At 72.8% G+C, this 23,613-nt stretch carries 21 protein-coding genes; 13 read left to right on the plus strand and 8 right to left on the minus strand.

Annotated features, from left to right (window positions below; genetic code table 11):
* Positions 1-12 precede the first annotated feature (12 nt).
* The 3 genes from OG985_RS25695 to OG985_RS25705 are packed head-to-tail and all read left to right on the plus strand — an operon-like array spanning position 13 to position 2,922.
* On the plus strand, positions 13-1,590 hold the full coding sequence (locus OG985_RS25695) for a 4-coumarate--CoA ligase family protein (protein WP_371670690.1): 1,578 nt from the start codon (positions 13-15) through the stop codon (positions 1,588-1,590).
* Positions 1,587-2,321, plus strand: coding sequence for an enoyl-CoA hydratase family protein (locus tag OG985_RS25700; protein WP_371670691.1), 735 nt, complete (start codon positions 1,587-1,589; stop codon positions 2,319-2,321). The genes OG985_RS25695 and OG985_RS25700 overlap by 4 nt, the downstream gene beginning before the upstream one ends.
* Position 2,322: 1 nt before the next feature.
* Positions 2,323-2,922: a TetR/AcrR family transcriptional regulator gene (locus OG985_RS25705; RefSeq protein ID WP_371674492.1), complete on the plus strand. Its 600-nt coding sequence runs from the start codon at positions 2,323-2,325 to the stop codon at positions 2,920-2,922.
* Positions 2,923-2,943: 21 nt separating this feature from the next.
* On the opposite strand, the gene pdxH is transcribed toward OG985_RS25705, so the two are convergent.
* The gene (gene pdxH / locus OG985_RS25710) at positions 2,944-3,627 is read right to left on the minus strand and encodes a pyridoxamine 5'-phosphate oxidase (RefSeq protein WP_371670692.1); all 684 of its coding nucleotides are present in this window, start codon (positions 3,625-3,627) and stop codon (positions 2,944-2,946) included.
* Between the two features lie 311 nt (positions 3,628-3,938).
* Here pdxH and OG985_RS25715 point away from each other — a divergent pair, with 311 nt between their 5' ends.
* The 3 genes from OG985_RS25715 to OG985_RS25725 all read left to right on the plus strand — a co-directional run bounded on the left by OG985_RS25715 (position 3,939) and on the right by OG985_RS25725 (position 7,433).
* Positions 3,939-5,039: a citrate synthase 2 gene (locus OG985_RS25715; protein WP_371670693.1), complete on the plus strand. Its 1,101-nt coding sequence runs from the start codon at positions 3,939-3,941 to the stop codon at positions 5,037-5,039.
* A 377-nt stretch (positions 5,040-5,416) separates the two neighbouring features.
* Positions 5,417-5,848 carry a GNAT family N-acetyltransferase gene (locus tag OG985_RS25720; protein ID WP_371670694.1) on the plus strand — a complete coding sequence of 144 codons (432 nt, stop codon included), beginning with the start codon at positions 5,417-5,419 and terminating at the stop codon, positions 5,846-5,848.
* Between the two features lie 178 nt (positions 5,849-6,026).
* On the plus strand, positions 6,027-7,433 hold the full coding sequence (locus tag OG985_RS25725; protein ID WP_371670695.1) for a PAS domain-containing protein: 1,407 nt from the start codon (positions 6,027-6,029) through the stop codon (positions 7,431-7,433).
* 80 nt (positions 7,434-7,513) lie between these two features.
* Here the strand turns inward: OG985_RS25725 and OG985_RS25730 are convergent, their stop codons facing one another.
* Positions 7,514-8,269, minus strand: coding sequence for an SIS domain-containing protein (locus OG985_RS25730; RefSeq protein WP_371670696.1), 756 nt, complete (start codon positions 8,267-8,269; stop codon positions 7,514-7,516).
* A 268-nt stretch (positions 8,270-8,537) separates the two neighbouring features.
* Between OG985_RS25730 and OG985_RS25735 the strand changes: the two genes are divergently transcribed.
* Positions 8,538-9,230 carry a metal-dependent transcriptional regulator gene (locus OG985_RS25735; RefSeq protein ID WP_371670697.1) on the plus strand — a complete coding sequence of 231 codons (693 nt, stop codon included), beginning with the start codon at positions 8,538-8,540 and terminating at the stop codon, positions 9,228-9,230.
* 578 nt (positions 9,231-9,808) lie between these two features.
* Positions 9,809-10,762: an alpha/beta fold hydrolase gene (locus OG985_RS25740; protein ID WP_371670698.1), complete on the plus strand. Its 954-nt coding sequence runs from the start codon at positions 9,809-9,811 to the stop codon at positions 10,760-10,762.
* Between the two features lie 65 nt (positions 10,763-10,827).
* On the opposite strand, the gene OG985_RS25745 is transcribed toward OG985_RS25740, so the two are convergent.
* The 3 genes from OG985_RS25745 to OG985_RS25755 all read right to left on the minus strand — a co-directional run bounded on the left by OG985_RS25745 (position 10,828) and on the right by OG985_RS25755 (position 13,993).
* Positions 10,828-12,417: a transporter gene (locus OG985_RS25745; RefSeq protein WP_371670699.1), complete on the minus strand. Its 1,590-nt coding sequence runs from the start codon at positions 12,415-12,417 to the stop codon at positions 10,828-10,830.
* Positions 12,414-13,205 carry an ABC transporter ATP-binding protein gene (locus tag OG985_RS25750; RefSeq protein ID WP_371670700.1) on the minus strand — a complete coding sequence of 264 codons (792 nt, stop codon included), beginning with the start codon at positions 13,203-13,205 and terminating at the stop codon, positions 12,414-12,416. The genes OG985_RS25745 and OG985_RS25750 overlap by 4 nt, the downstream gene beginning before the upstream one ends.
* A gap of 134 nt (positions 13,206-13,339) precedes the next feature.
* The gene (locus OG985_RS25755) at positions 13,340-13,993 is read right to left on the minus strand and encodes a bifunctional DNA primase/polymerase (protein ID WP_371670701.1); all 654 of its coding nucleotides are present in this window, start codon (positions 13,991-13,993) and stop codon (positions 13,340-13,342) included.
* Between the two features lie 352 nt (positions 13,994-14,345).
* Between OG985_RS25755 and OG985_RS25760 the strand changes: the two genes are divergently transcribed.
* Complete coding sequence (locus OG985_RS25760) at positions 14,346-15,731, plus strand: transcriptional regulator (protein WP_371670702.1); 1,386 nt, start codon at positions 14,346-14,348, stop codon at positions 15,729-15,731.
* Between the two features lie 201 nt (positions 15,732-15,932).
* The gene (locus OG985_RS25765; protein WP_371670703.1) at positions 15,933-17,774 is read left to right on the plus strand and encodes a hypothetical protein; all 1,842 of its coding nucleotides are present in this window, start codon (positions 15,933-15,935) and stop codon (positions 17,772-17,774) included.
* A 65-nt stretch (positions 17,775-17,839) separates the two neighbouring features.
* On the opposite strand, the gene OG985_RS25770 is transcribed toward OG985_RS25765, so the two are convergent.
* Positions 17,840-19,147 (minus strand): ABC transporter substrate-binding protein, encoded by a 1,308-nt coding sequence (locus OG985_RS25770; RefSeq protein ID WP_371670704.1) that lies wholly within the window; start codon positions 19,145-19,147, stop codon positions 17,840-17,842.
* Positions 19,148-19,264: 117 nt separating this feature from the next.
* Here OG985_RS25770 and OG985_RS25775 point away from each other — a divergent pair, with 117 nt between their 5' ends.
* Both OG985_RS25775 and purU read left to right on the plus strand, forming a co-directional pair.
* The gene (locus tag OG985_RS25775) at positions 19,265-19,765 is read left to right on the plus strand and encodes a hypothetical protein (protein ID WP_371670705.1); all 501 of its coding nucleotides are present in this window, start codon (positions 19,265-19,267) and stop codon (positions 19,763-19,765) included.
* Positions 19,766-19,811: 46 nt separating this feature from the next.
* Positions 19,812-20,693, plus strand: coding sequence for a formyltetrahydrofolate deformylase (purU, locus tag OG985_RS25780; RefSeq protein WP_371670706.1), 882 nt, complete (start codon positions 19,812-19,814; stop codon positions 20,691-20,693).
* 105 nt (positions 20,694-20,798) lie between these two features.
* Here purU and OG985_RS25785 read toward each other — a convergent pair whose 3' ends face one another.
* Both OG985_RS25785 and OG985_RS25790 read right to left on the minus strand, forming a co-directional pair.
* On the minus strand, positions 20,799-22,265 hold the full coding sequence (locus OG985_RS25785; protein WP_371670707.1) for a zf-HC2 domain-containing protein: 1,467 nt from the start codon (positions 22,263-22,265) through the stop codon (positions 20,799-20,801).
* Positions 22,262-22,843, minus strand: coding sequence for a sigma-70 family RNA polymerase sigma factor (locus OG985_RS25790; protein ID WP_371670708.1), 582 nt, complete (start codon positions 22,841-22,843; stop codon positions 22,262-22,264). The genes OG985_RS25785 and OG985_RS25790 overlap by 4 nt, the downstream gene beginning before the upstream one ends.
* Positions 22,844-23,162: 319 nt before the next feature.
* Here OG985_RS25790 and OG985_RS25795 point away from each other — a divergent pair, with 319 nt between their 5' ends.
* Complete coding sequence (locus OG985_RS25795; protein WP_371670709.1) at positions 23,163-23,543, plus strand: STAS domain-containing protein; 381 nt, start codon at positions 23,163-23,165, stop codon at positions 23,541-23,543.
* Positions 23,544-23,613 lie beyond the last annotated feature (70 nt).

The following is a 23,613-nucleotide window of genomic DNA, read 5'->3' on the forward strand; positions in this document are numbered from 1 at the left end:
CCAGGAGGAACCGTGTTCCGCAGCGAGTACGCAGACGTCACGCCCGTCGAACTGCCCATCCACGAGGCGGTGCTCGGCCGGGCCGCCGAGTTCGGTGACGCGCCGGCCCTGGTCGACGGCACCGACGGCACCACCCTCACGTACGAGCAACTGGACCGCTTCCACCGGCGCATCGCGGCCGCGCTCGCCGAGGCGGGCGTCCGCAAGGGGGACGTCCTCGCCCTGCACAGCCCCAACACGGTCGCCTTCCCCACCGCCTTCTACGCGGCCACGCGCGCGGGTGCCTCGGTCACCACCGTGCACCCGCTCGCCACGGCGGAGGAGTTCGCCAAGCAGCTCGGCGACTCGGCGGCCCGCTGGATCGTCACCGTGTCACCGCTGCTGGAGACCGCGCGCCGGGCCGCCGAGATCGCCGGCGGAGTCCAGGAGATCTTCGTCTGCGACAGCGCCCCCGGACACCGCTCGCTCATCGACATGCTGGCCTCGACGGCCCCCGAACCGCAGGTCGCCATCGACCCCGCCGAGGACGTGGCCGCCCTGCCGTACTCCTCGGGCACCACCGGCACCGCCAAGGGCGTGATGCTCACGCACCGGCAGATCGCCACCAACCTCGCGCAGCTCGAACACGTCATGAAGGCCGGCCCCGGCGACCGCATCCTCGCGGTGCTGCCCTTCTTCCACATCTACGGCCTCACCGCGCTGATGAACGCGCCCCTGCGCCTGGGCGCCACGGTCGTCGTGCTGCCGCGCTTCGAGCTGGAGACGTTCCTCGCGGCGATCCAGAACCACCGCATCACCGGCCTGTACGTGGCCCCGCCGATCGTCCTGGCCCTGGCCAAACATCCGGCGGTCGCCCAGTACGACCTGTCGTCCCTGAAGTACGTCATCAGCGCCGCCGCCCCCCTGGACGCCGAACTGGCGGCGGCCTGTTCGCGGCGGCTCGGCCTGCCGCCGGTCGGGCAGGCGTACGGCATGACGGAACTGTCGCCGGGCACCCACGTGGTCCCCCTCGACGCCATGCACGAGGCGCCCCCGGGCACGGTCGGCAAGCTCATACCGGGCACCGAGATGCGGATCGTGTCCCTCGACGACCCCGACAAGGACCTCGGCGCCGGAGAACCCGGGGAGATCCTCTTCCGCGGCCCCCAGGTCATGAAGGGCTACCTCGGACAGGCCGACGCCACCGCCGCGATGATCGACCCGGACGGCTGGCTGCACACCGGGGACGTGGGCCATGTGGATGCCGCGGGCTGGCTGTTCGTCGTGGACCGCGTCAAGGAGCTCATCAAGTACAAGGGCTTCCAGGTGGCCCCCGCCGAACTGGAGGCCCTCCTGCTCACCCACCCCGGCATCGCCGACGCCGCCGTCATCGGCACGTACAACGACCAGGGCAACGAGGTCCCGCACGCGTACGTGGTCCGCCAGCCCACCGCCACCGGCCTCTCCGAGGGCGAGGTCATGATGTACGTCGCCGAACGTGTCGCCCCCTACAAACGCGTCCGGCAGGTCACCTTCATCGCCGGCGTGCCGCGCGCCGCCTCCGGCAAGATCCTTCGCCGGCAGCTCAGGGAACCCCAGGAGGGCTCGTGACGTTGATCGGACGTACCCGCGCGCGTGCCGTCGAGACGCTCAGCCTCGACTCGCCGAGCAACCGCAACGCCCTGTCGGCCGCCCTCGTCGGCGAACTGGCGGACGCGCTGGCCGACGCCGCGAAGGACGACGCCGTACGCGCGATCGTCCTCACCCACACCGGCAACACCTTCTGCGCGGGCGCCGACCTGCGCGACCCCCCGCCCGCGGACGCGCTGGTCGGTCTGCTGCGGCAGATCGTCGAGCTGCCCAAACCGGTCGTCGCCCGGGTCACCGGACACGTCCGCGCGGGCGGGCTCGGCCTGCTGGGCGCCTGCGACATCGCGGCCGGGTCGGCGGAGGCCGGTTTCGCCTTCACCGAGGTTCGGATCGGGGTGGCCCCCGCGGTGATCTCGCTGCCCCTCCTGCCGCGCACCGACCCGCGCGCGCTCGCCCGCTACTACCTCACCGGCGAGCGCTTCGACGCGGCCGAGGCGGTCCGCATCGGCCTGCTGACGGCGGCCGGCGAGGATGTGGACGCCGTACTGGCCCCCGTCCTGGACGGCCTGCGCCGGTCCTCGCCGCAGGCCCTGGCGGAGACGAAGGCGCTGCTCACGGCTAAGGTGCTGGAGGGCTTCGAGCAGGACGCGGGTGAACTGGCCGGGCTCTCGGCCCGCCTCTTCGCCTCCGCCGACGCCCGTGCGGGCATGACGGCCTTCCTCGAACGACGGGACCCTCCATGGGTGGTGTGAGCTGAGCACGGCCGAACGCGAACGCGTCCCCAAGCAGGACCGCAGCCGGGCCACCCGGCAGCGGCTCCTGGAAGCCGCCCTGGCCTGCCTCGCCGAACACGGCTGGGCGGGCTCCACCGTCTCCGTCGTCGCCGAACGCGCCGGTGTCTCCCGCGGCGCCGCCCAGCACCACTTCCCGACCCGCGAGGACCTCTTCACCGCCGCGGTCGAGTACGTCGCCGAGGAACGCTCCACGGCCCTGCGCGCCCTCTTCCCCGAGGGTGCGGCGGAAGACCGGCGCGCCGTCGTCACCGCCCTCGTCGACCTCTACACCGGCCCGCTCTTCCGCGCTGCCCTGCACCTGTGGGTCGCCGCCTCCAACGAGGAGCAGCTGCGCCCCCGGGTGACCGAACTGGAGGCGCGCGTGGGCCGCGAGACCCACCGCATCGCCGTCGACCTGCTCGGCGCCGACGAGTCCCGCCCCGGCGCGCGCGAAACCGTCCAGGGCTTCCTGGACATGGCCCGCGGGCTCGGCCTCGCCAACCTCCTCACCGACGACGCGGGCCGGCGGGAGCGGGTGGTGGCGCAGTGGGCCGTCCTGCTGGACGAGGTACTGGACTGAAGGGGCGCGCGGACCGCGCCCTCAGGGGCTGAGCCGCTCCACCCGCCAGCTACCGTCCGCCTCCGCCACGTAACGCAGCCGGTCGTGCAGGCGGTTCTCGCGGCCCTGCCAGAACTCGACCGCCCGGGGTGCCACCCGGAAGCCGCCCCAGTGCGGGGGTACCGGCACCTGCTCGCCCTCGGGATAGCGGGCGGCCAGCTCCGCGTAGGAGACGTCGAGATCGGCGCGGTCGGCGACGACCGAGGACTGGGCGCTGGCCCAGGCGCCCAGCTGGGAGCCGTGCGGGCGGGTGCGGAAGTACGCCGCCGTCTCCTCGCGGCCGGTACGGCGGGCGACGCCCGTCACGATCACCTGGCGGGCCATCGGGTGCCAGGGGAACAGCAGCGAGACGTACGGGTTCTCGGCGAGGTCGCGGGCCTTGCGGGAGTCGTAGTTGGTGTAGAAGACGAAGCCCTGCTCGTCGAACTGCTTCAGCAGCACCGTGCGGGAGCCGGGCCGGCCCTCCGCGTCCGCCGTGGAGACGATCATGGCGTTCGGTTCGAAGAGGTGGCCCTCCGTCGCGGCCTGCTGGAACCAGCGCGCGAACTGTTCCACGGGGGTGGCGGCCAGGTCGGCCTCGGCGAGGCCCTCGGCCCGGTACTGCTTGCGCATCGTGGCGGGATCGAGGGGGGCGTCCGGTTCGGTCACCCGGTCATCCTGCCGCATCGACGGGTGCCCCCGCGGCGGTGCCCCACAGCACGGAGGTGGCACTCAGTGCCGCGACCACTCCCCAAAGGTGACACCCGGGGATATGGTGCTGGTGCCACCCCGGTGGGGTGACCGCCGGGCACACCGGGCATCACCGGGGTGACCGCTCAGGACCGCGAGTCCTCGAACATCAGGGGTTCGGACGCGACCGCGGATCCGCCGAGCGGGCACACCGTCCGCCGCATCCACCACCCCGTCGGTCCCACCCGAAGCAGCCCCAGCACCTTCTGTCGCACACATCTGTCGCACACACCGTGAGGAGCCGCCTGATGTCCGACTTCGTACCCGGGCTCGAAGGAGTCGTCGCGTTCGAAACGGAGATCGCCGAACCGGACAAGGAGGGCGGCGCCCTCCGGTACCGGGGCGTCGACATCGAGGACCTCGTCGGTCACGTCTCCTTCGGCAACGTCTGGGGACTGCTCGTCGACGGAGCCTTCAACCCCGGCCTGCCGCCCGCCGAACCGTTCCCGATCCCCGTGCACTCCGGCGACATCCGCGTGGACGTCCAGTCGGCGCTCGCCATGCTCGCACCGGTGTGGGGCCTGAAACCCCTTCTCGACATCGACGCCGGGCAGGCCCGCGACGACCTGGCCCGCGCCGCCGTCATGGCCCTGTCGTACGTCGCCCAGTCCGCCCGCGGCCAGGGCCTGCCGATGGTGCCGCAGCGCGAGATCGACAAGGCGCAGTCCGTCGTCGAACGCTTCATGATCCGCTGGCGGGGCGAGCCCGACCCCAAGCACGTGGCCGCCGTCGACGCGTACTGGACGTCCGCCGCCGAGCACGGCATGAACGCCTCCACCTTCACCGCCCGGGTGATCGCCTCCACGGGCGCGGACGTGGCGGCCGCCCTGTCCGGCGCCGTAGGGGCCATGTCCGGGCCGCTGCACGGCGGGGCTCCCTCCCGCGTCCTCGGCATGATCGAGGAGATCGAGCGGACGGGGGACGCGGAGGCGTACGTCAGGCAGGCCCTGGACCGGGGCGAGCGCCTGATGGGCTTCGGCCACCGCGTCTACCGCGCCGAGGACCCGCGTGCCCGCGTGCTGCGCCGTACGGCCCGCGAACTGGGCGCGCCCCGCTTCGAGATCGCCGAGGCCCTGGAGAAGGCCGCCCTGGAAGAGCTCCACAACCGCCGCCCGGACCGGGTCCTGGCGACCAACGTGGAGTTCTGGGCCGCCATCATGCTGGACTTCGCCGAGGTGCCGGCCCACATGTTCACGTCGATGTTCAGCTGCGCCCGTACCGCGGGCTGGTCGGCCCACATCCTGGAGCAGAAGCGCACGGGCCGGCTCGTCCGCCCGTCCGCCCGCTACGTGGGTCCCGGGACGCGCGGGCCGCAGGAGGTCGAGGGGTACGGGGACATCTCCCGCTGACGCCGAAGCACGACGGGACGCGCGGGACGCGGAAAGCAGGCGACCCGCGAGCTCGGTCCTCCGCCGTGAGGCGGGGGAGCCGGCCGGACTCACCGGCGAGCTCGCGGGTCGGGTGACTGCGTTGGATTTAGGCCGGCTGCGTGTGACGCGCACACGCTGGCCTGACACCGCAATGGATGGATGACGGGCCGCTAGCCCGCAGCCACCTCACGCGTCCGGGTTTCACTCATGTACCCGATCACCTCCTTTCAGCGTTGCAGCCACCCTAAGAAGCGATCGGGCACCGATCAACAGGTTTTTCCGAGATGTTGACCGCCGGACCGGCCGTGCGGTTTTCTGCTGCGGTGTCTGATCTTCGAACAGAGCCAGTTCTCCGCATGGAGCCGGTCGCGGGCGACGCCATGATCGAGGAGTGGCGGCACGTCCACAACGTCGTCGTGCCGCCCGCCGCCATGAACCTCGACGAGGCGCGGGAGCGCGCCGGACGCAACCACCTGGAGAACGCCTACCTCGGTGACGTCCTGGTGGGCTGCTCGACCGTACGGCCGCCCGTGGGCGAGGACGCGGTGGCCACCGTCATCGCGCGCGTACTGCCCGGATTCCGGCGCCAGGGCTTCGGGACGGCGCTCTACGACAAGGGCCTCGCGCACGCGCGCGTGCTCGGCGCCCGGGTGATCGAGACCTGCGTCCTGGCCGTCAACGAGGACGGGGTGCGGTTCGGGAGGGCGCGCGGCTTTGTGGAGACCGACCGGTATGTGCTGGACGGGGAGACCGCGGAGTGGCTGGACATGCGGCTGGAGCCGCGGTAGGCGGCGTCCATGACCTGGGGCAGGACCCGCTGGTGACAGGCCGTAGCGTTTCCGGCGCACAACGATTCCCTCAATCTTGCGGGAACTCGGTGTGTGCTGCGTCACGTTCCAGTTAGATGATTGCAAGTGAGCGAACCGACGCGCCGTACGTGCGGACGCAGCTTGGCAGGGGGTCCAGGTGAGTGCTTCCCGGCGTAGTGGGACCACCGACGAGCTCGGTCCGGACGAACCCGGGCGCGAAGGTCCCGAGGGACCCGGTGGTTCGGATCTTCTTGCCGCCCTGCTGGACGGCATGGACGCGGCCCTGTGCGCCTTCGACGCGGACGGTGTGGTGACCCACTGGAACCGGGAGGCGGAGCGAATTCTGGGCTGGACCGCGGCCGAGGCCGTGGGGCGGCACGGGTTCGCCGGGTGGGCCGTACGCCGTGCGGACGCCGAGGAGGTCCAGGGGCGGCTGATGTCCTCCATGCACGCGCCCGGCCGCCAGGTGCACGAGTTCGCCCTGCTGACCAAGGACGGCGGGCGGGTGCTCGTGCGGACGCAGTCCGCGGCCGTCCGCGGGCCCGACGGGAAACCGGCCGGCGTCTACTGCGCCTTCAGCGAGGTGCACGCGCAGATCGACCTGGAGCGCTCCATCGCGTTGAGCGAGGCGCTCCTGGAGGACGCGAGCTGGGGTGTCGTGCTGGTCGACGTCGACCTGCGGCCCGCCGTGGTCAACGCGCACGCGGCCCAGGCCCTGGGCATCGGGCGGACCTCCGTGCTCGGCCGGCCGCTCGGGGACCTGCTCGCGCAGGGTGTGGAGGATCTGGAGAGCGCCCTCACCCACGTGCTGGCCGAGGGAGCGCCACCGGCGCCCGCCGAGATCTGGGTGAGCGTGCGCACGCCGGAGGGCGAGCAGCGGCGCTGCTGGCGCAGCGGCTTCCTGCGGCTGGCCTCGCCGCTCGCCGAGGAACCCGTGCCGCTCGGCGTCGGCTGGCTCTTCCAGGACGTGACGGAGAACAAGCAGAGCGAGCAGGAGGCCGCGCTGCTGAGGTTCAGAACCAACCAGCTGCACCGGGCCGCGCGGGCTGCCGCCGAGTGCGAGGACCCGCGCGAGGCGGCCACCGTCCACCTGGACTTCGCGCTCGCCGGGTTCGCCGACCACGCCGTGATCGACCGGGTCGCGGGCGGCGCGCTGTCCGACGCGGAGGCCGCGGCGCCGGTCCGGCTGGTACGGATCGCCGCCACGCCCTCCGGGGCACCGGGCCCGAGCCTGCTCACCGGGCAGGCCGGGCTGCCCGTGCGGTACGGGCAGGGACATCCGGCGTTGCAGTGCGTGGAGCGGGCCGGTTCGGTGCGGGCGAGCGTCGGCTCCGTACCCGCCGACCAGGCCCGCGAGTGGGCCCTCGCCCGGCAGTGGCCGGGCGACGCGGTGCACGCCCTGTGCGCGGTGCTGCGCAGTCGGGGCCGGACGCTGGGCGTCGTCACGTTCCTGCGCGGCGCCGGCCGCAGCCGGTTCGAGCGGACCGACGCGACCTACGCGGAGGACGTGGCGGCCCGCATCGCGGCGGCACTGGACCTGGCGGGCGCGGCGGAGGAGGAGTAGCGCAAGGGCCGTTCCGCGGGGCGCGCGGGACGGGTGCCTGAGTGCGTGGCCCCTGTTCGGCCGGTGGCAAGCCCCGTCGGTCAGTGGTGGTAGAAGATCCGGTCGCCGTACTCCTCCATCACCCGGTTGTTCCACGCGTGGCCGCCGTCCACGTTGCCGGAGCGCAGGAGCGGGGGTTCGACGCCGCGGTCGGCCAGGGAGCCGGCCGCCGTGGCCATGACCGCCTGGAGGAGGGCCGAGGTGACGACGGTGGAGGCGGGGGCGAAGGGGGCCGGGACGGTGTCCACGGTGAGTTCCGCGTCGCCGATCGCGATCTTCGAGTCCAGAACGATGTCGCAGTGGTCCTTCAGGTACGTCCCGGAGACGTGCCGGGACCTCGTCTCGGTCGCGTACGCCACCGACGTCACGCCGATCACCTTCACGCCCAGCGCGCGGGCCTTCACGGCCATTTCCACGGGGAGCGCGTTGCGGCCCGAGAGGGAGATGACCACGAGGGCGTCGCCCGCCCGGAGCGGTGAGCAGTCCAGGACGGCGCTCGCGAGGCCGTCCACCCGCTCCAGGGCCGAGCCGAGCGTGGCCGGCATGACGTCGACGCCGACGACGCCGGGGACGACGAGCAGGTTCATCAGGGCGAGCCCGCCGGCCCGGTAGACGACGTCCTGCGCGGCGAGCGAGGAGTGGCCGGCGCCGAAGGCGAAGAGGCGGCCGCCGGCGGCGACGGTGTCGGCGAGGAGGACGCCGGCGGCGTCGATGCTGTCGGCCTCCTCGTCGCGGACCCGCCGCAGCAGGCCGATCGCGGCGTCGAAGAACTGGCCGGCCAGCGTGTGGTCGCTCATACGGGGCCCTTCCGAGCGTCGGAGGTCTGTGTCGCGGATCACGGTGGATCACGGTGCGGTCTGGACCAGTGTGGTGTCAATACGGCCGCGCGGGGCCGCCGGTCGTCCGGCGGCCGGGGCGGCCGGACACGTGTGTGTACGCGCCCGTAACTCCCCGGTTTCGACGGCGCGGCACGGTTGTCAGTGCTATGCGTCAGAATTGGGTCCAGGGCCAGCGCACGCGCCGCGGAGCCGTCGCGCTTCCGGCAGAGCTAATCGAGGGGCACGTATGTCCGGACTGATCGACACCACGGAGATGTATCTCCGCACCATCCTCGAGCTGGAGGAGGAAGGTGTGGTCCCCATGCGCGCCCGGATCGCCGAGCGGCTCGACCAGAGCGGGCCGACGGTCAGCCAGACGGTGGCGCGGATGGAGCGGGACGGCCTGGTGTCCGTCGCCAGCGACCGCCACCTGGAGCTCACGGACGAGGGCCGCCGCCTGGCCACGCGGGTGATGCGCAAGCACCGCCTCGCGGAGTGTCTGCTCGTCGACGTGATCGGCCTGGAGTGGGAGCAGGTGCACGCCGAGGCGTGTCGCTGGGAACACGTGATGAGCGAGGCGGTGGAGCGGCGCGTGCTGGAGCTGCTGAGGCACCCGACCGAGTCGCCATACGGGAACCCGATCCCGGGCCTGGAGGAGCTGGGCGAGAAGGACGGCGCGGACCCGTTCCTGGACGAGGGCATGGTGTCGCTGGCCGATCTCGACCCGGGCGTCGACGGCAAGACGGTCGTCGTGCGCCGTATCGGCGAGCCCATCCAGACGGACGCGCAACTGATGTACACGCTGCGCCGCGCGGGTGTGCAGCCGGGCTCGGTGGTGAGCGTGACGGAGTCGGCGGGCGGTGTCCTGGTGGGCAGTGGCGGTGAGGCGGCCGAGCTGGAGTCGGACGTCGCCTCGCACGTCTTCGTGGCCAAGCGCTGACCCGGGCGCCGACCGGCGCGAGAGCGGCCGTCGTCCCGGCCGTGGGTCGTCAACTGGCGGGGCGGGCGGGGCAGTTGTGATCCGCCGTCGGGTTCGACCCCGATGCCGTCGAAACCGAGATTGAGTGTTCCGAAGCGCAGCGCTCGAACGCTTCGCGTGCGAGGCTGTCGCGTGAGGCATATGACCCGAGGGGCTCTGGGCCATGGCTCTGGGAGCGTGGTTCTCGGGCCGAGGAGGGGGCGGGAGGATGCGTCGCAGACGAACAGAGGGCCCCGGCGCCGTGTGGCGCCGGGGCCTGTCCTCCCCTGTGCTGACCCGGAGCCCCGAGCTCCCAGGGTCATTCCCCGCGGACCGGTTTCCCCGAGCGGTCCGCCTCCCGTTGGAGATCTCCCCGCGGCGGCGGCGATCATTCCTTGAGGGGGGTCACTCGAACGAGGGGTGTTGCTCGCAGAAAGAGCATTCTCGAATACCTATTCGATAGCCTGCGGGGTGACGGGTCAGGCGGGGCGTGCGCTACAAGGATGTGCACAGAACACCGGCAGGACAGCGGTACGCGAAGCTAGGGGGGTGCCAGGACCATGGCGCGACGCATCGACGTGACCGGGGCGGGCGGCGTACGCCTGGCGGCCTGGGAGTTCGGGGACCCTCCCAAGGCCGACCCGGCGAACCTCGTACCGAACCAGCCGGGACCACCCGACGGGTCCGCGCCGCCCGACGGGTCCGCGCCCGCCGGCCGGGCCCTGCCGGGGGAGCCCCGGCACACCCCCGGCGTGCTGTTACTGCACGGCCTGATGGGCCGTGCCTCCCACTGGGCCTCCACCGCCCGCTGGCTCTCCGAGCGGCACCGCGCCGTCGCCCTCGACCAGCGCGGACACGGCCAGAGCGACAAGCCGCCGCGGACGTCCTACACGCGTGAGGCGTACGTCGAGGACGCCGAGGCCGCGGTCGAGCAGCTCGGCCTCGGCCCCACCGTCCTCATCGGCCACGCCATGGGTGCCCTGACCGCCTGGCAGCTCGCCGCCAAACGCCCCGACCTGGTCCGCGGGGTGGTCATCTGCGACATGCGGGCCTCCGCCCTCGGCGCCGCCTCGCAGCGCGAGTGGGAGGACTGGTTCAGGGCCTGGCCCATGCCCTTCGCGACCCTCGCCGACGTGCGCAAGTGGTTCGGCGAGGACGACCCCTGGGTGGAACGCCCCAACCCGTCCCGTGGCGCGTTCTACGCCGAGGTGATGCAGGAGTCCCCGGACGGCTGGCGTCCGGTCTTCGAGCCGCAGCAGATGCTCGAGTCCCGCGAGACCTGGGTGTTCGACGCGCACTGGGAAGAGCTCGCCCAGGTCCGGTGCCCCACCCTGGTCGTCCGCGGCCTCGACGGCGAACTCGGCCGGGCCGAGGCGCAGGAAATGGTCCGCGTCCTCCCCCGCGGGGAGTACGCGGAGGTCGCCGATGCCGGCCACCTCATCCACTACGACCAGCCGGAGGCCTGGCGCGCGGCCATCGAGCCCTTCCTCGACGGCGTGCTCACCTCGCCGTAGGCCGGGCGGGCAGACCGCGCGGGCCGGACGGACCGGACACACCGGCAGGCGGGAAAGGGCGGCGGTCAGCCCTTGCTGACAGCCGCCAGGATCTCCGGCAGCCGCCGGGCCGTGCGCGGGGCGGCCAGCCGCAGGCCGAGCAGCGTGAGCGCCGCACCGTATCCCGCTCCCGCCGGCAGCAGCAGCCAGGCCCAGGTGTCGCCGACGGCGCTCACGTTCAGCCAGATCGCCGCCGCGATGAGGGGGGCGCACAGCAGTGCGGCCGCGACCATGCCGCCGAAGATCGCGATCCAGGCCAGCCCCGCCTGCCCGGGAGCGACGTTCTTGTAGCCCTCCTGCGGGATGGAGTACGGGAAGCGGGCCGACGTCCAGGCGCCGGTCGCCAGCATCGCGCCGAGCAGCGCGAAGGACAGGCCGAGCGCCTCCGGCAGCTTCCGCCAGTCGCCGAGCAGTGCCGTCGTCAGCACGGTGACCAGCGTCGCGTACGGCAGGGTGACCGCCAGCAGGGCCAGCGCCCGGCCGCGCAGCTCCACGTAGGCGTCCCGGGCGGAGGAGATGGTCAGCGCGACCATCCAGAACGCGGAGGTGTCCTGCCCGAACTGGTTGTACATCTGGATGCCGAGCATTCCGGCGGCGAAGCAGGCGAAGTAGATCGAGCCGGTGCCCTGCAGCGCGTTGAACACCGGCACGATCAGCCCGATGGCCAGGGACGTCACCCAGGCCGCCTTGGTCTTGGGGTCGCGCCAGATGTAGCGCAGGCTGCGTTCCATCACGGTGCCGGTGCGCCCGGCGGGCAACAGCCGGGCGAGACCGCTCGACGTCCGCTCGCGCGCGGGGGAGTCGGCGGACTGGAGGGTGGACCCGTCGGGCGCGGTCATCAGCCGGGTCAGATGCCGCGACCACACCGCGAGGAGCGCCACCAGCGCCCCGGCGCCGAGCGCGAGCTGCGCCACCGCGACGCCGTACGACCCCTCGCTCGCCGAGTCCACGGCGCCGATCGCCGACGCGGGCGGCACCCAGCGCAGCACCTCGGCGGCCGGATCGAGCTGCGCGAGGCCGGAGGAGCCCAGCCGCTGCGCCCCAAAGTTGACCAACTGCGCCCCGACGGCGACGACCAGCCCGCTCAGCACCGCGAGGTCCCGGCCCCTGCGACTGGTCAGCAGCCGTACGTTGGCGGCGGCGACGGCCCGCGCGAGGGCCACGCAGACCAGCAGCGCCAGCACCACACCGACGACGCCGACGACGTAGGCGGCACCGCCGTGTGCGAGTGAGACCACGGAACCGGCCAGCAGGCACAGCGTGAACAGCGGCCCGATGCCGACCAGGGAGGCCACCAGCAGCGCCCGCACCAGCGGCCGGGGCCGCAGCGGCAGCATCACCAGGCGGGTGGGGTCCAGGGTCTCGTCGCCGCTGGGGAAGAACAGCGGCATCACCGCCCAGCCGAGCGCCAGCACCGCGACCAGCGGCACCACCACCGACTCGGCGTGCGCGTGCCCGCGCAGCGCGATCAGACCGAGCAGTTGCAGCGCGGCGACGAGCAGGGTCACGACGGCCGACGCGATGTACGCGGCCCGCCGTCCGCCGGACTGCCTGAGCCCGTTGCGCAGGAGCGACAGCTTCAGCCGTACGACGACCGGGGTGACGTCGGCGCTCATCGCGCCCCGCCGCCCAGCCAGTCCAGATCGGAACCGGCGGCGCGGCCGCTCGCCCCGACGAGTTCGAGGAACGCCTCCTGGAGCGAGGACGCGTCCCCGCGCACCTCGGCGAGGGTGCCCTGGGCGCGGATCCGGCCCGCCGCCATGACGGCCACCCAGTCGCACAGCGACTCGACGAGCTCCATCACGTGGGAGGAGAAGACGACGGTGGCCCCGGATGCCGTGTACCGCTCCAGCACGCCCCGGATGGTCTGCGCGGACACCGGGTCGACACCCTCGAAGGGCTCGTCGAGGAAGAGGACCTCGGGATTGTGGAGGAGAGCGGCCGCCAGCCCGATCTTCTTGCGCATGCCGGTCGAGTAGTCGACGACCAGCTTGTGCTGGGCTCCGGCCAGGTCGAGGACGTCGAGGAGCTGGGTGGCCCGCTTGTCGACCTCGGCACCGGGCAGGCCGCGCAACCGGCCCGAGTAGACGAGCAGTTCACGCCCCGACAGGCGCTCGAAGAGCCGGAGCCCCTCCGGCAGCACCCCGATCCGCGCCTTGACCTCGACGGGATCGCGCCAGACGTCGTGCCCGACGACCTCGACGCTCCCCTGATCGGGCCGCAGCAGTCCGGTCACCATCGACAGGGTGGTGGTCTTCCCGGCGCCGTTGGGACCCACCAGGCCGATGAACTTCCCCGCGGGCAGCTCCAGATCGATCCCGGCCACGGCGACCTGCTGCCCGAACCGTTTCCACAGCCCACGCACGCGTACGGCCGCTGCCCCCGCCACTGCTTCCGACGTCATGAAGGAACCCTACGGGGGACCCACACCACCGAGCGGCGCGGGGAACGGCACGACAGGCGACGACGAACCCGCGGCCCCCGCGGGACCGCGACCGGGCGGACGCGTCCCCGCCACACGCGCGGGCGGCGAAGGGGCTACCGGTCCCTGCCGCACGCATAGGCGAGCGGCGAGATCAACTCCTCCGCGTCCGGCAGCCACCGGTTCGCCGGCGTGGGCCGGCACGCCCACTGCACGGCCCCCCGCGAGCCGAACCGCGTGGGGGGCCCGGCGACGTAGGAACCCTCCCCGAGCGCGACCAGGTCGAGGGAAGAGGGCGTCCAGCCGAGCTTCCGCACCAGCTCCGGCACCTTCGCCGACGCCCCCGGCAGCACGAAGAAGTGCATCCGGCGATCCGGGGCCAGCGTCACAGGACCGAGCGTCAACTCCATCCGCTCCATCCGGGCCAGCGCCAGGAATCCCGCGGTCTCCGGCACGGACAGGGCGTCGAACGTACGCCCCGTAGGCAGCAGGATCGACGCCTTGGGCTGCTTCGACCACATCCGGCGGGCGACGGTCGCGCTTCCCGTCGCCTGCGTCGCCCAGTCCTCGCGCGCCGGATGTGCGCCGGGGGCGGCGCACGCGGGGTCGCCGCACGAGCAGCGCTGCACCCCGTCGACGGCTTCCAGCCAGGTGCCGGGGAAGACGTCCCAGTGTCGCTCCTCGGCGTAGCGTACGGCTGTCTCCAGCAGCGATTCCCCGCGTTGCTTCGGAATCTGAGCGGCTTCGATACCCACGATCGTCTTTTCCACGCTGAGCTCAACTCCCGCACCCACCTGGAGTTACGGGGGTGGGCCCTGCCGTCGCGCGCCGGGGAGGAGCATCGGTTCCGCATCCGGGGCGCATGGATGCATGGGCGGGGGCGCGCAGGAGGATCCGCGACGGGAGCTGGGTAACCAGGTGGGGGGTCGAGGTCGGGAGTCGGACTTCCGTCTTCACTCCGGCAATCCTCACAAGCCTCGCATTTTCGGTATGTCCGTGGGGCATTGATCTTCAAGGCCGGATCTTTTCGGTGCACGAGCCGGTGCACCGTGAGGCTCGTGGCTCTGGAAGACACGTCAACTCGGTGCGTGGGCAGGCACCGTAGCCACAGGGGGTACGCCAATGGCCGCAAGGCCGCTCGTCGCGCGGCAGCCGAACGAACGACTGCAGGCGCTCATCCAGGAAGCCGGCTGCTCGAACGCCGGGCTGGCCCGCCGGGTCAACATGTGCGGTGCCGAGCACGGCCTCGACCTGCGCTACGACAAGACGTCCGTGGCCCGCTGGCTGCGTGGACAGCAGCCGCGCGGGCGCGCCCCGGCCGTCATCGCCGAGGCGCTGGGCCGCAAGCTGGGCCGGACGGTCACGATCGACGAGATCGGCATGGCCAACGGCAAGAACCTCGCCTCGGGGGTGGGTCTCCAGTTCTCGCCGACGGTGCTGGGGGCCATCGAGCAGGTCTGTGAGCTGTGGCGGAGCGATGTCGGGCGCCGTGACTTCCTGTCCGGCTCCTCGGTCGCCGCGTCCGCGCTCGTCGAGCCGAGCCGCGACTGGCTGATCTCCTCGCCGGACTCGCAGGTGGCGCGTGCGGCGGGACCGCGGGTGGGGCAGTCCGACGTGGCGGCCGTGCGCGCGATGACACAGGCGCTCACGGATTTGGACCACCAGTACGGCAGCGGGCACGTGCGCCCGGTCGTCGTGCACTACCTCAACAGCGTGGTCTCCGGGCTGCTCGCCGGCTCCTACCGCGAGGCCGTCGGCCGCGACCTCTTCGCGGCCGTGGCCCGACTCACCGAACTCGCGGGCTACATGGCCGTCGACACAGGCCAACCGGGCCTCGCACAGCGGTACTACATCCAGGCGCTGCGCCTCGCCCAGGCGGCGGGGGACCGTGGCTACGGCGGCTATGTGCTCGCCGCCTCCATGAGCCACCTCGCCGCACAGCTCGGAAACCCGCGCGAGATCGCCCAGTTGGCGCGGGCAGCGCAGGAGGGGGCGCGCGGTCGCGTGACACCGCGGGCCGAGGCGATGTTCCACGCGGCGGAGGCGCGCGGGCACGCCCTGCTGGGCGACGCGCGGGCGGCCCAGGCGGCGTCCGGGCGGGCGATCCACGCACTGGAGTCGGCGGACGCCGCGTCCGGGGACGACGCCGCGTGGATCGCGCACTTCGACGAGGCCTACCTCGCCGACGAGTTGGCGCACTGCCACCGTGACCTCGGGCAGGCGGACGCGGCGGCGCGGTGCGCGCAGGAGTCCCTGGACGGCCATCCGGAGACGCGGGCGCGACGGCGGGCCATCGGCTATGTGCTTCTCGCCACGGCGCAGGTGCAGCAGCGCGAGGTGGAACAGGCCTGCAACACCGGCCTGAAAGCGGTCGAGTTGCTGGAATCCCTCCGCTCCAACCGGGGTGCCGAGTACCTGGAGGACTTCCAGCAGCGACTGGAGCCGTACCGGGAGGAGCCGGTGGTCAGGGAGTTCGGGGCGCGGATGGAGCTCCAGGCCGCGGCGTGAACACGGGGTCCGCGGACAGATGAACGTGCGGGTAACGGCGGGTTGACGCGCACGGGGTGACATGTACAGCGGTCCGCGGGCCGGTTTTGTTACCGCGGTCACAGGGAAGGAGGTCCCGTCCTGAGCTGCGTGGCATCGGACTCCGGGGACCCGGTAGCGTGAGCCGACGATTCCGAAGGTCCCCCATTAGTAGGAGTCCCGGTGACGCAGAGTGGACAGGGCGAGGAGCCCTCGGCGCGCCCCGCGCGCGAAGGCATCGTGCTGCCCTCCGACGGCGGGGAACCCCTGCTGCCGGGCATGACAGGCGGATACACGGGCGCGTACGGCGGCCGACAGGACAGCCCACAGGGCGGTCAGCAGGACAGTCGGCAGAGCAGTGGTCAGTACGGCGGCCAGCAGGACGGCCGTCAGGACAGTGGTCAGTACGGCGGTCAGCAGGCCGGTCCGTACGGCGGTCACGGGGCCGTCCCGCAGGGCGGGCAGCAGAGCGGTCAGTACGGCGAGGGCGCGGCCGCGCCGCAGGGCGGGCAGCAGCCCCCCGCCGTGGCGCCGACCGGCGGCCAGGCCTGGGGCACGCCCTGGGGCCCGGAACAGCAGCAGGCCCCTGCCCAGCCGCCGGGGCAGGGCTGGAGCGCCCCGCCCGCGCAGGCGGCGCAGCAGCCCACGCACGCGGCGCAGCCCGCGCCCTGGGGCGCGCCGGAGGCGTCCGGCTCCATACCCTCCCAGCCGTCCCAGCCGCTGCCTCCGGAGGGGACGCAGACCCCGCAGTCGTACGGGCCGGCCGGAGGCTTCGGTCCGCCCGCCACGGGCGGATACGCGAACGAGGGCGCCACCCAGTACCTTCCCCCCGTCCAGGCGGGCCCCGCCCCCGCCTCCCTGGCGGAGGGCGCCACCCAGTACCTGCCACCCGTCGTCGCGCCCGCGAACGAGGGGGCCACGCAGTACCTTCCGCCGGTGGGGCCCGGGGCGCTGCCGCCCGAGATGCCCGCGGAGTCGGCCGCCGAGTCGACGCACTTCCTGGGCCGTGCCCCGCAGGGCGGTCGGGGCGGCGCGGGTCCGCTGCCCGCCGCCGGCCCGCTGCCGCCTGCCGGCCATCCCGACGCGGAGGCCACGCAGTTCATCGCGCCCGTGCCCGGGCAGCCGGCCGGGGCGTCGTACGGCGCGGGGCCGGGCGGGGAGCAGGACCGGCAGCCGCCCGCCGAGTTCGACAACCTCTTCCGCGGCGGGCCGGGTGGCGACGGCCCGGCCGGGGCCACCCAGCAAATGCCACGCTTCGCCCAGCCGGATGCCCAGCGGCCCGCCCCGGCCGCCTACTCCGCGCAGCCCGCGTACACCCCGCCAGGCCCGGGCGGCGGCCGGCACGGCGGGTACGACGACGGTGACGACGGCGGCCGGGGAGGCCGGGGCGGTCGTAGGGGCTCACGCGTGCCGGTGATCGCCGCCGTGGGTATCGGCATCGTCGTGCTCGGCATCGGCGCGGGTGCGCTGCTCGCCGGCGGCGGGGGCGACGACCGGAGCGACGACAAGAACCAGCCCGTGTCCGCCACGGCGCCCACGACCGAGGGCTCCTCCTCGCCGTCCGCCGACCCGGCCGAGCAGCAGGCCACCGCGCTGGACAAGCTGCTCGCCGACAGCGGTGACAGCCGGGCCTCCGTGATCAGCGCGGTGGCCGACGTGAGAGCCTGCGACAACCTCGGCCAGGCGGCCAAGGACCTGCGTGCCGCGGCCGCCCAGCGCGGTCAGCTCGTCACGCGTCTGTCCGGCCTCACGGTCGACAAGCTCCCGAGCCACGCCGAGCTGACCACCGCCCTCACCAAGGCGTGGCAGGCGTCCGCGTCGGCCGACCAGCACTACGCGGCCTGGGCCGACCAGGTCGCCGGCAAGAAGGGCTGCAAGAAGGGCCAGGCCCGCACCACCGGCCAGACCGTGGCCGGCAACCGGGCGAGCGGCACGGCGAGCACCGAGAAGGCCAGGGCGTCCCAGCTGTGGAACGCCATCGCGAAGCCGTACGGCCTGACCCAGCGCACGCCGACCCAGCTGTGACGCGGACGTCCGGGCCGGTGTCGCCACCGGCCCGGACGGTCCTGGTCCGACGCGTCGTGGTCCCGTCAGTCCAGCTGGGCGTTCGCCAGTGTCTTCGTGACGTCGGTGAAGCCCTTGCCCGCCGCGGCCAGCCGGCCCTGTCGGACGACCTGGAGGGTCACGTCCGCGTTGACCAGGCGGGGGAAGCCGACCGTGGCGAGCCTGCTCTGGAAGGTCCAGCGGAGGGTGGGCGTGAGGCCGCCGGTGCCGACCTCGAGCCCTTCGTCGAGGGCGTGCGTCACGGTGTCGCCCGTCACCTCGCCGTCGCCCAGTGACTCCACGACCTGCCGGAACACGGTGTAGGCGATCCACGTGGTCTGCACGCCGGCGTCCGCCGGGTCGATCCGGTTGTCGTCGAAGGCCTGCTCGCGGATGACGTCCTTCATGCCGTCCCAGCGCTTGTCACTGGCCACCGGGTACCAGCCGGTGATGTACGCCCCCTCGTACGGACCCGACCGCCCGCCGGACGCGTTGATCACCGTCTGGTCGACGCTGCCGAGCGTCATGGCGGTGCGCACCGCGGGGAAGTCCTCTCGGGCCCGCCGGAAGGAGTCCATGAAGGTGCCGGTGCGGTCACCGAGGGCGGGCACCACACAGCCCTTCTTCGCCGGGTTCGTGGTGATGGACCGCAGGACGCGGTCCGACTGCCCCGAGTACTCGGTCGCGTCCTCCTGCGCCAGCTGGTCGGCGGAGGCCGGGTGGCCGCCCGTCGCCAGTCCGGAGTCCAGCAGCCCGGGCAGCTCGTCGCCCGCGATGGAGTCGGGGCGGACGAGCGCCACCGGGCCGCAGCTCGTGGCGAGTTCCTTGCCGAGACCGGCCAGCAGGGTGGGCTGGCCGCCGTTGACGGGGTAGGACAGCGGGCTGGTGAACTCCGCGCTGGTGACGCCGTAGCCGCCGATGTACGGGATGCCCGCGCCCTCCAGCGGAGGGAGGAAGGAGTCGCTGTACTGGCTGTAGGAGCCGATGACGGCGACGACGTTCTCCTCCACCGCCCGCCGGGCGCACTTCGCCGCGGTCACGCTGTCGTTGTGGTCGTTGCAGGTCAGAACCCTGAGCTTGCGCCCGTTGAGGCCGCCCTTGCCGTTGATCCAACGGGCGTAGGCCTGCGCGAAGGCGGGCATTCCGGGCTTGTTGGTCGCCTCGGTGTCGCCGGGCGCCCAGGTCATGACGGTGATCGGGCCGTCCCCGGAGCCCCCCGTGACACCGGGGACGGCCCCGCAGCCGGCCGTCAGCGACACACACGCCACCAGCGCCCCCGCCGCGAGGGCGGTGGCTCTGACGGGCCGGGTGATCGTGGGGAGGAAGGTGCTGCGGAAGCGTCGCCTGCCGGTCATGGGCACACACGCTTCCGCCACATCACTAACCTGGGGGTGACCGTCGGTTAGTGAGAGGTGACACCGAGGTGAATTGCGGGGGTCGGCGAGACGCCCGTGAGGGGGAACGTACGATCGATGACCGTGCAAGGTTCGGAGAACTCTTCCCGTCGCGGCCGTCGCTCCTCCACCATGGGCGACATGCCACAGAACGACATGCCCTGGTGGCGCTGGCGCAGCAATGTGCGTTCCGCGCTGCACATGCTCTCCGACCAGGCGTTCCAGCGGGACGTCTGGCTGGCCGGCGTGGACGGATACGGTGACGTCACCGACGCCGTGTACCGCCTCGTCGAGGACACCTGGCTGGACAACTGGTCCGCCGAGAAGTACGTCGGCACGATCTTCCGGGACTCGCAGGAGGCGGCGCTCGTGGACACCGCCGTCCTGCGCGTGCTGCGGATCATGCACCAGGTCGGGCCCGACGCGCCGGTCTCCGCGTACGTCGACCACCACGCGTGGCCGGAGGCGGTGCGGGCGGCACGGGACGCGCACGTGCGGATGGCGGCGGCCGACGGGGACGACCCGGACACCCCGCCACGCACCCTCGAGGTGCTGCGCATCATGACGCGGTCCGCGTAGCGGACGGCAGCCCGCCCGTGCGGCTGGATATGAAAGCCTGTGGTGCATGAACGAGCAGTCCAGCCGAGCCGTTGCCCCCGCCGACCAGTACGTCCTCACCCTGTCGTGCCCGGACAAGAAGGGCATCGTGCACGCCGTGTCGAGCTACCTCTTCATGACCGGCTGCAACATCGAGGACAGCCAGCAGTTCGGCGACCACGACACGGGACTGTTCTTCATGCGCGTCCACTTCTCCGCGGACGCGCCGGTGACCCTGGACAAGCTGCGGGCCAGCTTCACGGCGATCGGTGACGCCTTCCACATGGACTGGCAGCTCAACCGGGTCGAGGACCGGATGCGGGTCGTGCTGATGGTCAGCAAGTTCGGGCACTGCCTGAACGACCTGTTGTTCCGCGCCAGCATCGGCGCGCTTCCGGTGGAGATCGCGGCCGTGGTGTCCAACCACACCGACTTCGCCGAGCTCGTGGGGTCGTACGACATCCCCTTCCACCACATCCCGGTGACGAAGGACACGAAGGCGGAGGCCGAGGCGCGGCTCGTCGATCTCGTGCGCGAGGAGAACGTGGAGCTGGTCGTGCTGGCCCGCTACATGCAGGTGCTCTCCGACGACCTGTGCAAGCAGCTCAGCGGGCGGATCATCAACATCCACCACTCGTTCCTGCCGAGCTTCAAGGGCGCGAAGCCGTACCACCAGGCGCACGCGCGGGGCGTGAAGCTGATCGGCGCGACCGCGCACTACGTGACCGCCGACCTCGACGAGGGCCCGATCATCGAGCAGGAGGTCGAGCGCGTCGGCCACGGCGTGACGCCGGACCAGCTCGTCGCGATCGGCCGGGACGTGGAGTGCCAGGCGCTGGCGCGGGCCGTGAAGTGGCATGCGGAGCGACGGATTCTGCTGAACGGGCGACGGACGGTCGTCTTCGCCTAGTGGCGATGGCCGTTCGGTTGTCGGGCGGCCGCGGGTGGTGGGGGGCGTTCGCGCGGTTCCCCGCGCCCCTGGGCGCGACCACCGCACGTACGGAAAGCCCCGCCCCTACATCCGGCTCAGGGACGCCGCCGCGAACAGCACGTCCCTGATCGCCTCCCGGTCGCCCAACTGCCCCGCCGCCGCCTCCGCGGGAGACACGTGGCCCGCCGCCAGGCGGCAGAACTCCACGCCGTCGAGCGCCACATGGGCCACCTCGCGGTCCGCGGAGCCCAGCGCCGCCGGGGAGTCCAGCGGGATCAGCCACTCGCCGCCGCCGGAGCCCTCGATCTCCAGCCGCAGGCTGCGGCCCGGCTCGCCCGCCGGGACGAGATGCCTGCCCTGGCCGGGCGCGGAGAGTCCGCCCCGCCGGCGTGCGGCCAGTACCAGGGGCAGCATGCGGGCCGCGAGATCGATCATGCGGTGCAGGTGGCGCGCCGAGGGCGGCTCGTACGGGTAGTCCACCGCCTCGGCGATGTCCTCCGCGTGCACCCAGCACTCGAACGCGCGGTCCAGCATCGCGTCGTGCAGCGGCAGCTCGAAGTCGCCGTAGGCGACCGGCAGTTTCCCGGCGCCCCCGCCGGTGAAGGAGACCGTGCGCACGATGTCGTGGCTCTGTTCCCGCCAGGGCGCCCGCACGGAACGGGTGGGCGGGAAGTGGGAGGCGCGCCAGTACGCCTCGGTGCGGGCGGCCGGGGTCGGCGCGTCCGCCGGTACCTCGCCCAGCGGGTCGTCGAGGCCCAGCGTGACGGCGACCAGGCCGTCGACCGTGAGCAGGTGCGCGATGACCCCGGCGACGGTCGTACGGCGGCTCGTCGCGGTGTCCGCCTCGAACCAGCGCAGCCGTACCGGGGCGTGCCACTCGGCGTCCCCTATGTCCTGGAGCAGCGCGTCGAGGCGCGCGGTCTCGGCGTCGTAGGGGCCGGCCCAGTCGGGCACCGGGATGCGGGGCGGGCGCCGGTCGAGGCAGCCCTGGAGGACGCGGGTGCGCAGGGCGGGGTCCAGGTCGAGGCTCTCGGGCGGGTGCAGCAGCCCGACCGCCTCGCGCAGCCGCAGCGCCTCGTCGGCGCAGGGGCCGCAGCCGCCGAGGTGCTCCTCGACGGCCGCCGTCTCCTCCGGCGCGCAGGCGGCCAGCGCCCATGCCCCGAGGAGCGACTTCAGGACATGATGCTCCAGGACGAGCGGGGCGGACCGCGGCGTCAGGTCCGCCGGTCCACGCAGGTTCCCCAGCCCACCCAGGTCGCCCAGCGACCCCGAGTCCTCCGGCGCGGACAGCGCGGGCAGCGCCCGTCCGCCGTCCTCGACCGAGGCGCGGGGCATGGGGATGCGCGGAGACCGGCCGGGATCCCGGCCACCACCGACCGGACCGTCGTGATCTCCCGGGCCACCGGGGGCGTCGGGCCCGGCGGGACCGTCGTGCGGCTCGTCCGGCACCTCGTACGAGGCGCTGTGACGTTCGTCGTCCTTGTCGTCCTTGTCGTCGCGGTCGAATCCCTCGTGATCGTCGTCCGACGCGAACGGGCTGGTGTCGCTCACGCCGCACCTCCGTATCCGGGCGGTGTTCCTGGCGCTCCGGCGTCGTGGGCGGTGGACAGCAGCTGGAGACCCAGGCGCAGGCGGCGGCGGGCCTCGTCCTCGGTGACGCCGAGGTCGGCGGCGGTCTGGCGGTAGTCGCGCCGCTGGAAGTAGGCCAGCTCGAGGGCGGCGCGCAACGGCGCGGGCATGGACTGGACGATGTAGTCGGCGCGGGCGGCGACCGAGGCGTGACGCACCTTGCGCTCCAGTTCCTCGGTGGAGTCGTGTCCCGCCTGGGCCAGCGCGGCGGTCTCGGTGGCGCGCAGCCGCTGCACCGCCAGCCGGTGGGTCAGCGTGGCGACCCAGGAGCGCAGGGGGCCCTGCCTGGGGTCGTAGGCGTCGGGGTGTTCCCAGACGTGGATGAAGACGTCACGGGTGATGCCGTCGGCGGCCCGCTCGTCGCCGAGCACGCGGTGGGCGAGGCCGTGCACCAGGGAGGCGAAACGGTCGTAGAGCTCGCCCAGGGCGGCCGCCTCACCGCGTGCGAGCCGCTGCTGCATCTTGCGGTCCCAGCGGGGCGGTGCGTCCCTCTTCGCCATGCGGCCCCCTCACCCTGCCTGCGTCCCAGCCAAGACTGCGTCCACGGTCTCCTCGAATGTAGTCGGCACGTCCGAGGTCGCACGCCCCTTTGTGGCAATGCGCGCCCCCTGCGCGGCCGAGGGTGATAGTGGGCCCTCGCCTCGGCGCCTACCCCTCTCCCTGGGGCTCAGACCCGATCGAACAGGATCGAAGGTGACTAGAACAAGCCCCTTTTGTTCGGTCGCCGTTTTTTCTGCCGTGTTTCCGGGAACGGCCGCTGGGCAGCCGCGCTGCAAGGAAGCGTAGGGACTGCTTCCGTTTTTTCCGGCGACGAAGGGCATGGTGGTGGCGTTCAATGTGACGGACGGTGAGCAGGGCGACTGGGTCGTGCTGCGGGTGTCGGGCGAGCTGGATCTGGTGACGTCGCCGGTGCTGCGTCAGCGGGTGCACGACGCGGTGGCCGAGGGCCGCCACAGCCTCGTCCTCGATCTTTCCGAGGTGTTCTTCTGCGACTCCAGCGGCGTCGGCGTCCTCATCGCCGTCCGCCGCCTGATGCGCTCCTGCCAGGGCCGGCTGCGGCTGATCCTGCCCGCTCAGGGGGCGGTCGACGGCTCGCACGTCAACCGGGTGCTGGGCGCGCTGGGTGTCCGCCGGCTGTTCGACGTGTACGCCGATGTCGACGACGCCCTGCAGGAGGAGGCGGACCCCCTGTCGGCGTGAGGCCGGTGCGCGGGGCATGCGTGGCGGGAGTGGTGTGAGCACGGTCGCTCCGCCACGCCGTTGTCCCGAA

The sequence above is a fragment of the Streptomyces sp. NBC_00289 genome (assembly GCF_041435115.1).
Lineage (GTDB): Bacteria > Actinomycetota > Actinomycetes > Streptomycetales > Streptomycetaceae > Streptomyces.